This is a genomic window from Marinimicrobium agarilyticum DSM 16975, from assembly GCF_000423345.1.
Lineage (GTDB): Bacteria > Pseudomonadota > Gammaproteobacteria > Pseudomonadales > Cellvibrionaceae > Marinimicrobium > Marinimicrobium agarilyticum.
Window position 1 is genome coordinate 610640 of record NZ_KE384008.1, and the last position, 12927, is coordinate 623566.

11 protein-coding genes and 2 tRNA genes are annotated in these 12927 nt (G+C 61.3%); 2 read left to right on the top strand and 11 right to left on the bottom strand.

Going from position 1 to position 12927, the window contains the following annotated elements; genetic code table 11:
- Positions 1-2: 2 nt before the first annotated feature.
- The 4 genes from zipA to G547_RS0118650 all read right to left on the bottom strand — a co-directional run bounded on the left by zipA (position 3) and on the right by G547_RS0118650 (position 6631).
- Positions 3-1121, bottom strand: coding sequence for a cell division protein ZipA (gene zipA / locus G547_RS0118635; protein WP_027331124.1), 1119 nt, complete (start codon positions 1119-1121; stop codon positions 3-5).
- A gap of 32 nt (positions 1122-1153) precedes the next feature.
- Entirely contained in the window at positions 1154-4663 is a 3510-nt protein-coding gene (gene smc / locus G547_RS0118640; protein WP_027331125.1) for a chromosome segregation protein SMC, read from the bottom strand.
- Between the two features lie 163 nt (positions 4664-4826).
- Positions 4827-6107, bottom strand: a complete 1281-nt coding sequence (ccmI, locus tag G547_RS0118645) for a c-type cytochrome biogenesis protein CcmI (protein WP_084646214.1) — start codon at positions 6105-6107, stop codon at positions 4827-4829.
- Positions 6104-6631 (bottom strand): cytochrome c-type biogenesis protein, encoded by a 528-nt coding sequence (locus G547_RS0118650; protein WP_245573513.1) that lies wholly within the window; start codon positions 6629-6631, stop codon positions 6104-6106. Before G547_RS0118650 ends, ccmI begins: the two co-directional genes overlap by 4 nt.
- 173 nt (positions 6632-6804) lie before the next feature.
- On the opposite strand from G547_RS0118650, the gene G547_RS0118655 reads away from it, so the two are divergent.
- Positions 6805-6880, top strand: a tRNA-Val gene (locus G547_RS0118655).
- A gap of 13 nt (positions 6881-6893) precedes the next feature.
- Positions 6894-6970 (top strand) — tRNA-Asp (locus G547_RS0118660).
- 461 nt (positions 6971-7431) lie between these two features.
- On the opposite strand, the gene G547_RS0118665 is transcribed toward G547_RS0118660, so the two are convergent.
- The 7 genes from G547_RS0118665 to ccmA are packed head-to-tail and all read right to left on the bottom strand — an operon-like array spanning position 7432 to position 12805.
- Positions 7432-7965 carry a DsbE family thiol:disulfide interchange protein gene (locus G547_RS0118665; RefSeq protein ID WP_027331128.1) on the bottom strand — a complete coding sequence of 178 codons (534 nt, stop codon included), beginning with the start codon at positions 7963-7965 and terminating at the stop codon, positions 7432-7434.
- A complete protein-coding gene (locus tag G547_RS0118670) occupies positions 7965-9950 on the bottom strand; it encodes a heme lyase CcmF/NrfE family subunit (RefSeq protein ID WP_027331129.1) in 1986 nt (661 codons plus the stop codon). Before G547_RS0118670 ends, G547_RS0118665 begins: the two co-directional genes overlap by 1 nt.
- A complete protein-coding gene (gene ccmE, locus G547_RS0118675) occupies positions 9940-10407 on the bottom strand; it encodes a cytochrome c maturation protein CcmE (protein WP_027331130.1) in 468 nt (155 codons plus the stop codon). The genes G547_RS0118670 and ccmE overlap by 11 nt, the downstream gene beginning before the upstream one ends.
- Positions 10408-10458: 51 nt before the next feature.
- Positions 10459-10674 (bottom strand): heme exporter protein CcmD, encoded by a 216-nt coding sequence (gene ccmD / locus G547_RS0118680; RefSeq protein ID WP_027331131.1) that lies wholly within the window; start codon positions 10672-10674, stop codon positions 10459-10461.
- On the bottom strand, positions 10674-11426 hold the full coding sequence (locus G547_RS0118685) for a heme ABC transporter permease (protein ID WP_036189371.1): 753 nt from the start codon (positions 11424-11426) through the stop codon (positions 10674-10676). The genes ccmD and G547_RS0118685 overlap by 1 nt, the downstream gene beginning before the upstream one ends.
- A 25-nt stretch (positions 11427-11451) precedes the next feature.
- Complete coding sequence (gene ccmB, locus G547_RS0118690; protein ID WP_245573514.1) at positions 11452-12150, bottom strand: heme exporter protein CcmB; 699 nt, start codon at positions 12148-12150, stop codon at positions 11452-11454.
- Positions 12140-12805 carry a cytochrome c biogenesis heme-transporting ATPase CcmA gene (ccmA, locus tag G547_RS22290; RefSeq protein WP_051235724.1) on the bottom strand — a complete coding sequence of 222 codons (666 nt, stop codon included), beginning with the start codon at positions 12803-12805 and terminating at the stop codon, positions 12140-12142. The genes ccmB and ccmA overlap by 11 nt, the downstream gene beginning before the upstream one ends.
- Between the last annotated feature and the right edge of the window lie 122 nt (positions 12806-12927).

Here is a 12927-nt window from a genome sequence, read left to right on the forward strand (position 1 = left end):
CCTCAGTGGGCCCGCGACAGCTGTTTGCGTTCGAATTCGTGGATGCGTTGACGACAATGCTCCTGGGTCTGCCGGGTCAGGACGCTGCGATTCTCGTCTTTCATCTCCCCGCCCAGTTCAAAAGCGATGGAGCGAGCGGCTTCCAGCATTTCGTCGAACACCTCCACGTTCTCAAGGTCCACGCTCTCCAATGGCAAGGTCATGAACAGGCTGACCCCCGGGGTGGTGAAGTCATCCATGCCATCCAGGTCGAATGTGCCCGGCTTCACCATATTCGCCAGGCTGAACAGAATCGCCCCACCGCCCTTGGGGTCTTCATAGCGGTGGAAAATATTCATGTCGCCATAGCGCAGCCCAGCGTCCAGCAAGGCATCCAACAGCGCATCCCCCCGGAACTGCTGGCCACTCGGTGCCATGACGTTGATGATCAGTACCTCTTCCGGAAGCGGCGCGGGCTTGGGCTCCGGCTTGGCCGCCGCCCTGTCGGGGGCCTTTGGTTTGGGGGCCGAGGGCTTGGGTGGCTCTTGGGCGCGCTTGGGCTCCGGCTTCGGAGCGGGTCTTTCAGGCGCTTTCGGTGGGGGCGTGGGGCGAGCGGGTTCGGGCTCATCATCCAGACCGCCTCCCAGAGAAGGTTCAATGCGCCCGTCGTCACGGCCATAGGTGTCATCTTCCTCGGTTTCCATGAGGATAGGCACTGACTCGTCGAGGTTCAGGGTTACCTGTTGCGGGATGCTGCTGCGTCTGGACTCCGCCGGCGCGGGCTCTTCTTCGCGCGGACGCTCTTCATAGTCGTCGTCGGGGTCCGGATCATAGGCTTCGTCGAGCCACTCGCCATCCTGCTCGGTGTCATCCACATCCAGCTCATCCGCCGGCGGCTGCCCGTCGAAGGGGCGCTCATCCTCCGGGGTTTCCCGATAGGCCACCACGCGCGCGCCACCGTTGGGCAGTTCGGCGCTGTTGTAATCGTCCCGAGCCTCTTTAGCACCGCCGGTCGCGCTTGAGCGGCGCATGGAGCGGGAGACCTTGATTGAATCCTTCTGGGCGTTGCGCATGCGCCGCCAGCCATCGAGGAGGATCCCGAGGATCAGCAGGATAATGAGTATCGTCAGCCAGTCACCCATAGCGTTTTCCGTCAGTTACTCCGTTCGGCGCATTAGACGGCGGCCAGTTCGGCCGCCTCATCCACATCCACAGTCACCAGGCGGGAAACGCCCGGTTCATGCATAGTAACACCCATCAATTGATGTGCCATTTCCATGGCAATCTTGTTGTGGGTAATGTAAATAAACTGAACATGTTCTGCCATCTCTTCCACCATGCGGGCATAGCGACCGACGTTGGCGTCATCCAGCGGCGCGTCCACCTCATCCAGCATACAGAACGGCGCCGGGTTGAGCCGGAAAATCGAGAACACCAGTGCAATCGCCGTCAGCGCCTTTTCCCCGCCCGAGAGCAGATGGATGGTGCTGTTTCGTTTGCCGGGGGGCCGGGCCATGATGGCGATACCTGTATCGAGTAAATCTTCGCCCGTGAGTTCCAAATAAGCGTGCCCGCCACCGAAGACTTTCGGGAACAGCTCCTGTAGCGAGCGGTTCACCTCGTCGAAGGTTTCCTTGAAGCGGGTCCGGGTTTCCCGGTCGATTTTCTTGATGGCGTTTTCCAGTGTTTCCAGCGCTTCGCGCAGGTCTTCGTCCTGGGCGTCCAGATACTGCTTGCGCTCGGACTCGGTCTGGTATTCATCGATCGCCGCCAGGTTGATCGGACCCAGCCGGGCGATGCGACCGGCTACCTGCTCCAGTTCCTGCTCCAACGGTTTGACATCGGTCCCCTCGGGCAACTCGGCCAGCAGGGTCTCCAGTTCGAAGGACTCTTCTTTGATCTGTTCGGCCAGACCGGAACGCTGGACCTCGAAGGTTTGCGCGGCCAGGCGCTCCTGCTCCAGATGAGAGCGCACCGCCTGCACTTCCTGCTCGGCTTTGTGGCGCGCCTGCTCGGCCGTGCGCAGCTCCTGTTCCACCTCTTCCAGCGCCGAGCGGGCTTGGGACAGCTCGCCCTCGACCGCCAGGCGTTTGTCCAGGTTGGCCTCCAGCTCGAGCTGGTGCTCCTCGACCGGGTCCCGGGTCTCACCCAGGGCTTCCAGCAGCTGCTCCTTGCGCTCGCGCAGACGCTGGGTCTGTTCCTGCAAGCGGGTGATGCCCAGCCGGATACTGTCGAGCTGGGTTCTGAGGGACTGGGCGCGCATGGCCATTTCGTGGGCCTTGTCCCGATCGTGACGGGCTTTCTGGCGAGCGTCGTCCAGCGCGCCGCGAATCCGGTCGCGCTCCTGCATCAGTCGCTCGCGCTCGTCCGTGTCCCGCTCCATGAACTCGATCGCTTCGCTCAGGATCATGCGGGCCTCGGCCAGCTGTTCACTTTCCTGATCCATCTGTTCGCTGGCTTCGCGGATTTCGGTTTCCGCCCGCTCACGCCGCACCGATATCTGTTCAATACGGGCCTGTTTGGCACTTAACTGGGAGCGCAGATCACTGGCCTTGCGGCTCTGTTCGTCCACCTCGCGGCGGGTGGTTTCCCGCTCCCGCTCCAGGTTCTGGACGGTTTCCCGGCCTTCGGTGCGCGCCTCATCGACCCGCGCGACTTCCGCTTCCCGCTCCTCAATGGCGGCATCCAGCTCTTCCAGTTCCTGGCGGCGGGCAATCACACCGGCGCTGGCGTCGGTATCCCGCGCCACTTTCAGCCACTGCGGGCCGAGCCAGATGCCGTCCCGGGTGATCACCGATTCGCCGGCTTCCAGCTGGGCGCGCAGCGCCAGCGCCCCGGACAGGTCTTCGGCGATGTAGACGCCCTGGAGCAGTTCGCTAAGATCCCAATCGGCCTGGACCTTGTCCTGCAGCCGGGCGGCTTTCTGACCGGTCGAGGCGTTCGGCCGGCGATCGGTATCCAGCAGCACCAGCTCGCCCTGACTGAGCCCGGCCAGAGTGTCTGCCACCGCATCGAGGCCCTCGACGCAGACCGCCTGCAGGCTGTTGCCAAGGACCGTTTCAACGGCCTTGTCCCAGTCATCGGAGACGGTGAGGGTTTCCGCCAGTCGGGGCTTGTCGGTCAACTGATGTTCAGCCAACCAATCGGCCACGGCCTCGCTTTTCTCGCCCAGGGCCGCCTGTTGCAACGCTTCCAGAGAGGCGTGGCGACCGCGCAGACTCTGCAGCTTGCTGCGGGCCTGGTCCAGATCGTCGGCAAGCCGGTTATTGGCTTCACGCTGGGTTTCCAGTTGGTCGCCCAGCTGCTCGCTGCGCGAGCGCTTTTCGTCAATCACCAGATCCAGCTCGGCCAGCTGCTCGTTCAGCTGTTCGATTTCTTCATCGGCGGAGCCTACCTGGAGGTTGGAGCGTTCTTCTTTCAAGCGGTCAATGCGCTGCAGCAGCCGCTGCTGGACCTGCTCCAAGTGCTGAATCCGGGATTGTTGGACTTCGGCCCGCTGCCGGGGTTCGGCCGCGCGCTGGTTGAAACTGTCCCACTCGCTCTGCCAGCGCTGCATGGCCTCTTCGGCCTCCTGCAGGGCATCACCGGAGGTTTCCTCGGCGGCGCGAATCAGTTCCAGTTCGGGCTCAAGCTCCATTAATTCGGCTTCCCAGCCTTCGGCCTTCTCCCGATCAAATTGAAGACTGTCTTCGGCCTCGCGGCTGTCCCGGTTGGTCTGTTCCAGGTCGGTCTGCAACTGGCGACCGCGCTCCTGAGCGTGCTGGATCGTCTGCTCAATCCGGGCAATATCGGCGCCGATGGCGTAATAGCGCCCCTGTACTTCGTTGAACTTGTCCTGCAGCTCGGTGTATTGGCTGCGGCACTTCTCGATCTGGGTGTCCTTGTTGACCTGGTCGGTCACAAAAGACTCCATGCGCAGCTCCAGGTCCCGGATTCCTTCCTGCTTGGCCTTGGCCTGGTCGTCCAGGTTGCGATACTTCAATGCCTGCAACTGGGCCTTGAGCTGGCGCTCCTCTTTCTTGAATTCGGTGTACTTTTCCGCGGCCTGGGCCTGGCGCTGCAGCCGGCTCAGCTGGCGTTCCAGCTCGTCCCGAATATCGGTCAGGCGCTCGAGGTTTTCCAGAGTGCGGCGCATGCGGTTTTCCGTGTCGCGCCGACGCTCCTTGTACTTGGAAATCCCGGCGGCCTCTTCGATGTAAACCCGCAGGTCTTCGGGCTTGGCTTCGATCAGCCGGGAAATCATGCCCTGTTCGATGATGGCGTAGCTGCGCGGCCCCAGGCCGGTGCCCAGGAAAATGTCGGTGATGTCACGGCGCCGACATTTGGTGCCGTTAAGGTAATAGATGTTCTGGGCGTCGCGGGTGACTTTGCGCTTGATGGAAATTTCGTTGAACGCGGCGTACTCGCCTTGAACCGTCTTGTCAGTGTTGTCGAACACCAGCTCGATAGACGCCTGCCCGACCGGTTTGCGGGCGTTGGAGCCGTTAAAGATGACGTCGGTCATGGACTCGCCGCGGAGGTTCTTGGCAGAGGACTCCCCCATCACCCAACGCACCGCGTCGATGATATTGGACTTGCCACAGCCGTTGGGGCCGACAACCGCACACAAATTGCTGGGGAAGTTGACCGTGGTGGGGTCGACAAAAGATTTAAAACCGACCAGCTTGATACACTTGAGGCGCATAGGTCCCTATTCACTCTGTTCTTGGCGTTGATTACAACCGCCGGGCGCTCGCCCGAGCCTTTGCCAAGGCGGGCTAGCCCATTGAAATCGTTAGAATTTTGCCCTTCCCGGAAGGCGTCGCGGGAAGGGAATTGCAAAAGCGGGAATTCTACACGGATTCGCCCTATTCGGCGATGGCTTCGTCGATGGTCAGCGTCAACGAGTCGGGAATATCGCTGAGATCCACGGGGCCCAGACTTCCCTGCCAATCCCCCGGCTGCGCGGAAGCGTCCCCACTTTTGGAGAGCCTGGCCACCAGCTCGACTTGGTTGACGGAGGCCAGAGAAGCGGCCGGTGACATGGCCATAGTTTCATCCAATGTAATGGATGTTGGCAACTGTTCGACCTGCAGCGTCTTTATGGCGAGGGGCATCTTGGAACCCTGCCAGGCGCGGGCATAAACAAACACCCGCTCCTCGCCCGAATACTCCACCCCCTCTCCCAGGCGAACCTGCACGGGAATGGTAATGCCTTCGGCCTTGTCCGCATCGGGTTGCGCCGTGGGCGCCTCTTCCCCGAGCGCCTGCCGGGCACGCTCAATGCCCCGCTGGAAGGCCAAGGCGTTGCCCGAGCGAGGATTCATAACGGCGACTGCGCGCTCCCAATAATCGATGGCATCGCGATAATTCTGTTGGCCAAAGGCATCAATGCCGGCCAGCCCCAGAGCGGTGGTTTCTTGGGGGTTGGACGCCAGCGCCTCTTTCACGAGGGTTCGCGCCCGGGCGTTCAGCCTGTTGTCATCCCGAATAAACAACGTTTCCGCCAGTTCCGCCTGAATGCGAGGCGATCCTGGCTGCTGCTCCAGAATCTCTTCGTAAGCTTGAACGGCCTGATCATAATGACCCAGCTCCCTGAAATAATAGGCCAACAGGTAGCGATACTCCGTAGACTCGGGCTCCTCGTCCACCCGCCGCTTCAGTTGCTCAACCAATTCCCAGGTCCGGTCCTGATTGATCCGACGATCGTTGGCCAACGCGTCCCGGTCCGCCGCCGCTTTCTCGGCCCGCATCACCGCCAGCTTCACATCCTCGCTGGAACCACTCCATCGATAAAAGCCAACGCTCGCCACCACGAGTACAAGTGCGGTCATCACCAGCACGCGGCCTCCTGGCAGCGCCCGGCCGCGAGTGGGCCGGCTGGTGGCCAGCTCGCGCTCTTCTTCCAGCAGCGCCCGCTCCTGTTCGAGCTTCAGCTGCTCAAACGCCTGGGGTGAAAGCCGTCCGGCATCCCGGGCGGCCTCCAGCTCGGCCAGATGCTCGCGAAACAGCGCGACGTTCGCCTCGAGATAGTGCCGACGAACCCGCTCAAGATGGGAACCAGAGGCTTTGCGCCGCATCGGCCAGAGAAAGAATGCCAGCGCCAGAGCCGTCAACAGCGCTATGGCCAACCATAGGGGGAACATCATCGTTTCGGTGTCTCGTCGTCGGGGTCGTTTAGAAGCTCGTTGAGATGGGCGCGCTCGTCGGCGCTGAGGTCACTTTGCGCCGCATCCTGATTGCTCAAACCGGCGGCGCGGCGCTGACGCACCACCAATATCAGAATAATGACGCCAATGATCAGCACCACCGGTGGACCGGCCCACAGCACCAGGGTCGAGGGGGTAAGCGACGGCCGATACAGAACATACTCGCCATAACGTTCGACCATAAAATCGATAATTTCCTTGTCCGAGCGCCCGTCTTCGATCAAGCGGTAGACCTGATCCCGCAGATCCTTGGCAATGGGCGCGTCGGACCCGGCCAGATTCTGATTCTGGCACTTGGGACAGCGCAGCTCGTCAATAAAGCTCTGATAGCGCTCGCGGTCTGCTTCGTTATCGAACTGCCGTACATCCACTGCAGCCTGGGCGCCGAGACTCGACACCAGCAGAAAAGCCAGCAGGCACCATTGGCGCAAGATGGGATTGGTACGCAAGATGTGATTGGACACAGCACCCCCGGGTGATTTCAGCGAAGCCGGAGTATAACAAGCCACCGTCGACACTGGCGAGGCAAGCGCCCCATCTTTGCAAGAGTTTTTACCGACGTAAGATTTTTGAAAAAAATGCCAAAAAGGAATTGACCTCAGCCGCCGTTTCATTAGAATACGCACCTCTTGAGCGGGGGTGGTTAGCTCAGTTGGTAGAGCGGCGCCCTTACAAGGCGTAGGTCACAGGTTCGACTCCTGTACCACCCACCACGTTCAATACCGCGGACCGGTAGTTCAGTTGGTTAGAATGCCGGCCTGTCACGCCGGAGGTCGCGGGTTCGAGTCCCGTCCGGTCCGCCATATTACGAAATAGCCCCACACGTTGGGGCTTTTTTGTGTCTGAAAGAAACTGCCGTGGTACGACGCGGACGGGGCTCGAACCCGCGGGGTCAACCAAGGTTTTTCACTTCGCATGTAGCGCTCCAGGTGAATATACCGTTGCGAGACACGCCGTGAATACGTCCATGTAGGCTCGATTACCTGCCGTCCAGGCAGGTAACGGTCTCGCAACGGTATATTCACCCTCCGCTGGTGCTATCGGATAGTTGCTTTGAGATAGCACGTGTCTTTTTGGAGCGATTAGGGTGCTACTGGCACTGAGGTCCGCTGTGGGACGCATTGTTCCCGGACCGTGGAGCGGGGGACCCGCGATTCGAGCCCCCAGGGACGGGTTCACGGCGTGTCCGGGAACAGTGCGCCCCACAGCGGACCGGCCGTGATGTGTCCCCCTAGCGCTGATTTCACGCACTATTGAAGCGAACCTATTCCTCCCGCAACCGCGCCACCAACGGTCCTATTTCCTCATCCCACACGCGCTGATCCACAATACCCACATGTCGATGGCGAATGATGCCCTGCTTGTCCACGACATAGGTTTCCGGCGCGCCGAACACGCCCAGATCCAGCCCCAGGCGCCCTTCTTTATCCACAATGCTGAACTCGTAGGGATCGTGCAGCTGTTCCAGCCAACGTTTGGCTTCTTCCACATCGTCCTTGTAATTGATCCCGTAAATCGGAATATCCTCTGTCTCGGCCAGCTCCACCAGAAACGGATGCTCAATACGGCATGCCTGACACCAGGTGGCCCAGACATTGAGCAGACTGACCTGCCCTTTGAATATCGCCGGCGTAATGGTCGCCTCGGGGTTATCGACCGTAGGCAACTCGAAAGCCGGAACGGCGTCTCCGAGCCGACTCGAAGGCATTTCAGTGGGGTCCAGGCTCAGCCCGCGCCAAAACAGGACGGCCAACAGGGCGAACACAATAAGCGGAATAAACAACTTCAGCCGTTGCATCAGGTTCTGGCCTCCCCGGTCAGAGAGGGCTCAGCGGCCTCGGCCTGGCGTTGTGCCAGCTTGCGATAGCGTTTGTCCGCCACCGCCAGGCCACCGCCCAGGGCCATGAAAATCGCGCCCAACCAGATCCAGCGAACAAAGGGTTTAACATGCACCCGAATTGCCCAGGCATCATCTCCCAAGGGCTCCCCCATGGCGATATACAGGTCCCGGAACAGGCCCGGGTCCAACGCCACTTCCGTCATCATGTTGCCGCCCGCCAGATATCGCCGCTTCTGCGGTTTCATGTGGCGGACGTACTCGCCGTCGTGACTGACCCGGATGGTGGCTTCTTGAGCCACGTAGTTGGGTCCACGAACCTGCTCGACCCCTTCGAGCACGAATTCGTAATGGCTGGTCTGCACCGTTTCGCCCGGCGCCATACGCACATCCCGAAGATCGCTGTAGGCCGAGTTCAGGCAGACCCCGATAGTCGTCACCGCGATGCCGGCGTGGGCAAGCTGCATCCCCCAGTAGCTCAAGGTAAGCCGCCGTAAGCCGTCGCGCCAATGGCGGCTGTGACGTAAACGATAGAGCAGATCAGACACGCCCGCGGAGACGATCCAGACCCCGATAAAGACGGCCAGCGCCACCTCCCAGTGGTATTCATCGCCATACACCGCTGGAAACAGTGCCCCGGCTGCCACACTCACCACCAAGGGACGGGTCAGCAGTTGGCGCAATTGCTGCCAACTGGTGCGCTTCCAGCTGGATGAGACGCCTGGCGCCATCAACAGGCACAGAAAGCCCATTAACGGCACGAAGAACACATTGAAGAACGGCGGGCCCACGGACACCTTCCCCCAATTGAGCGCGTCGGCGATCAGGGGATAAAGCGTACCGATCAGCACCGTGACCATGATCGTGATCAACAGAATGTTATTGGCCAGAAGGAAGGTCTCCCGGGAGACCAGACTGAAGCGCACGCTTTTGTGCACCACCGGCGCCCTGAACGCGTACAGCGTCAGGGAACCGCCCACGACCACCAGCAGGAACATGAGGATGAAGACCCCCCGCTCCGGGTCATTGGCAAAGGCATGCACCGAGGTCAGTACCCCCGAGCGGACCAGAAAGGTCCCCAACAGGCTCAAGGCAAAGGTGAAAATGGCGAGCAGCAGGGTCCAGCTCTTGAACAGGCCCCGCTTTTCGGTCACCGCCAGCGAATGAATCAGCGCCGTGCCCACCAGCCAGGGCAGGAAGGAGGCATTCTCCACCGGATCCCAGAACCACCAGCCACCCCAGCCGAGCTCGTAGTAAGCCCACCAGCTACCGAGCGCGATCCCGATGGTCAAAAACGCCCAGGCGGTATTGGTCCAGGGCCGGGCCCAGCGGGTCCAGGCGCTATCGAGCCGGCCGCTGAGCAGCGCCGCGATGGCAAAGGCAAAGCTGACCGCAAAACCCACATAGCCCATGTACAGCACCGGCGGATGCACGATGAGCCCGAAATCCTGCAGCAGCGGATTCAGGTCCGCCCCCTCTTGCGGCGCCAACGGCAGCAAGCGATCAAACGGGTTGGAGGTCAGCAGAATAAACAACAGAAAACCGACACCGACAAAACCCATGACCGCCAGTACCTGAGCACGCAGGCTGAGCGGCAGGCTTTTGCTGAGGTGGGCGATCGCCAGGGTCCAGCCCGAGAGCATCAGAATCCACAGCAGCAGGGAGCCCTCGTGGCCACCCCAGACCGCACTGATTTTGTAGTACACCGGCATCAGGCTGTTGGAATGACCGGCCACGTAGGAGACCGAGAAGTCATCCTGAATAAAAGCAATCACCAGGCAGGCAAAGGCGATCGCCACGAACACAAAAAAGCCCGTCGCCAGAGACCGGCTGGTATGCATCAGCAACTGGTTGCCGATTTGCGCGCCCACCAAGGGCAGCACGGTCAGTGCCACACTGAGCGCCAGCGCCAGAATCAACGCATAATGGCCAACTTCAGGAACCATACGCCATGCCTCCGCAGGTCTCGTCGTGATCACCGCCGGACTGACTCATGGCCTCAGCCACTTCCGGGGGCATATATTCTTCGTCGTGCTTTGCCAGCACTTCGGTGGCCACGAACACGCGCTCCTTGTTCAGCGAACCGTTCACCACGGCCGCCTCGCCCTCGGCAAACAGGTCCGGCAGTATGCCCGAGTAGACCACGGGAAAGTCCACCACACCGTCGGTCAGGGAAAAGCGGGTTTCCAGGGTTGTCTTCGAGCGCTCCACGCTCCCGGGCCGGACACAACCGCCCGCCCGGATCCGGGTATTCACCGGGGCCTCCCCGGAGACAATCTGGCTGGGGGGATAAAAGAGATTGATGTTCGCGCGCAGCGCGTAGGCCATCAGGCCAATCGCCACGCTGGAGAACACCACAATAAACAGTACGAGTAAAAGACGCTGTCGGCGGACGGGATGCATAGGCTACTTCACTTTAAGTCAACGCGGGCGGCCGAAGCCTGGCGCAGTGTATCAAGATGTCAGAGTCTCTGCCCGCTCTGGCGTTCGGGCGGCGGCGGTTCGGCGCTGCAAGGCGGCTTGGCGCCTCATCCAGCGGCGCTTTCGCACCACGGGACTGATCAATAAATAAGCCAGCACCGCCCAGGTAATCAGGTAACAGGCCCAGACGTAGGCACCGTGCCCTCCCATCTGGAGAAACTCGGCCCAGGAATCAAAATAAAAATTCATCAAAGCCCCCCTTCTTTTGCGATCAGCTCCCGGACCCAGCCGGTGCGCGACTCTCGCCGGAGAATTTCATGGCGCGTATAGAGAAGCAGCACCACCGCATAGAATACGTAAAAGGCCACCACCATGGTCAACAGCGGATACAGCATGGAGGCGTGAATGGTCGGCGCCGAGGTCAACTTCAGGGTCGCCGGCTGATGCAGGGTGTACCACCAGTCCACAGACTTGTAGATGATGGGAATGTTGACCGTACCCACCAGTGCCAGAATCGCGCTGGCCTTGTCCGCCGCCTCCCGGTTCTGGAAGGCACTCTGCAGCGCCATGATGCCCAGATAGAGGAAGAACAGGATCAGCATGGAGGTGATGCGGGCATCCCAGGCCCACCAGGTACCCCAGGTAGGTTTGCCCCAGATGGCGCCGGTCACCAGAGAGACGAACGTCAAGCCGGCCCCGATGGGGGCGGCGGACTTCATCACCATAAACGCGAGCTTCATCCGCCAGATGAGCCCCACGGCACCACACACGGCCATGATGTAGTAACCGGCCAGGGCCAGAAACGCGGCCGGCACATGGATATAGATGATGCGGTAGCTGTTGCCCTGCTTGAAGTCTTCAGGGGAAAACGCCAGCCCCCAGACTGTGCCCAGTACCAGCAGCACCAGCGCGACAGCCGTCAACCACGGCAGCCAGCCACCGGTTTTCTCATAAAACCAGCGGGGCGAGCCCAACCGGTGAAACCATTGCCAGGAAGCCATTCAGCCCGTGCTCCTCTCATCGTTATCAGTCACTGTCGACACACACACGCAGGGCGGCCGAAGCCGCCATTGGCGCCAACGCCAGCGCCAGCGCCAGAAAAGCCCCCAGAATCGCCAGGGGCACACCCACTTCCACCCCCTGCGCCGCGTCGTTCACGGCGCTTGCGCCGAAAATCAGGATTGGCACATAAAGTGGCATCACAATCAGGGACAACAGCAGGCCGCCCCGCTGCAGAGAAACCGTCAAAGCCGCGCCCACCGCCCCCACCAGACTCATGGTAGCGGTGCCGATCAACAGGGACAGGCACAATGTACCATAGCCCCCCGGTAGCGATAACATAAGGCCCAGCACCGGGGAGAGCAGCGTCAACGGCAGGCCCGTGACCAGCCAGTGGGCGACCACTTTGGCGAGCACGGTAAAGTAGAGCAACGAGGGGCTGACTAGGCACTGTTCCAGCGCGCCGTCCTCAAAGTCCGAGCGGAACAGGCCGTCCAGCGAGAGGAGCGTGGCCAGCAGCGCCATGACCCAAAGGACCCCGGGCGCCAGGACGGCGAGCACCTTGCTCTCCGGCCCGACACCCAGAGGGATCAGGGAGATCGCAATCAGGAAAAACACCAGCGGATTGATCCAGTCCCCCGGGTGACGGGCGGCCAGCAGCAAATCACGGCGCAGCGTGGCGCCGAAGGTGCCGGTCATGGCCCTGGAGGAGGTTTCAGCCGTCATAGCCGCCCTCCTCATCGTCGCGGAGAACGGGCGGAAACGCGGTCAGATCAAGGTGGCGCACGCCCGGAAGCGTCACTTCCTGATGCGAGGTCATCAACACCAGGCCACCAGCGGCGACATGGGCGGCAAGCCGGGCTTCCAGAGAGGCAACGCCGGCTTTATCGATCGCGGTAAAGGGCTCATCCAGCACCCACAGGGGCGCACTGGACAAATACAGTCGCGCCAGCGCCACTCGCCGGAGCTGCCCGGCGGAGAGCTGCTGGCAGGGAATGTCCTCGTAACCGGCCAGGCCCACTTCCGCCAGCGCACCGAGCGAATCCTCCGAGAGAGTGCCCGCACTCAGGGCACGGTACCAGGCGAGGTTTTCCAGCGGGGTCAGGGCCCCTTTAATTCCCGGCGAATGGCCGATATAAAGAAGAGAGCGGCGAAAAGCCCAGAGGTCTTCCCTCACTGCCCGGTCGCGCCAGAGAATGCGGCCCCGGGCCGTAGCGCCGATGCCGGCAATCGCCCGCAGCAGTGTGGTTTTACCCGAGCCGTTAGGGCCCTGGACCTGCCACTGCTCACCGCCGTGGAAGCGCGCGTCGAGTCCACTGAACAGCGGGCGTCCGTCGCGTTCGCAGCTCAGGTGTTCGAGTGTGAGGAGAAGCTCCGCCAAATTGCGCCGCCATTTGCCAAAGAAGGTGGCAACCTGAAAGGGGTTGCCACGGTCACTGTACTGATCGGGCGTTATTCGACAGAATGAACGCTCAAACGACGCGGATTATAACGGGGTGTGCC

Excerpts from the sequence above, each read along its gene's own strand:
- ccmD (WP_027331131.1), bottom strand. The coding sequence starts at position 10,674 with ATGAATTTTTATTTTGATTCCTGGGCCGAGTTTCTCCAGATGGGAGGG.
- smc (WP_027331125.1), bottom strand. The coding sequence starts at position 4,663 with ATGCGCCTCAAGTGTATCAAGCTGGTCGGTTTTAAATCTTTTGTCGAC.
- ccmI (WP_084646214.1), bottom strand. The coding sequence starts at position 6,107 with ATGATGTTCCCCCTATGGTTGGCCATAGCGCTGTTGACGGCTCTGGCG.
- G547_RS0118685 (WP_036189371.1), bottom strand. The coding sequence starts at position 11,426 with ATGGCTTCCTGGCAATGGTTTCACCGGTTGGGCTCGCCCCGCTGGTTT.
- G547_RS0118665 (WP_027331128.1), bottom strand. The coding sequence starts at position 7,965 with ATGCAACGGCTGAAGTTGTTTATTCCGCTTATTGTGTTCGCCCTGTTG.
- ccmB (WP_245573514.1), bottom strand. The coding sequence starts at position 12,150 with ATGACGGCTGAAACCTCCTCCAGGGCCATGACCGGCACCTTCGGCGCC.
- G547_RS0118670 (WP_027331129.1), bottom strand. The coding sequence starts at position 9,950 with ATGGTTCCTGAAGTTGGCCATTATGCGTTGATTCTGGCGCTGGCGCTC.
- ccmE (WP_027331130.1), bottom strand. The coding sequence starts at position 10,407 with ATGCATCCCGTCCGCCGACAGCGTCTTTTACTCGTACTGTTTATTGTG.
- zipA (WP_027331124.1), bottom strand. The coding sequence starts at position 1,121 with ATGGGTGACTGGCTGACGATACTCATTATCCTGCTGATCCTCGGGATC.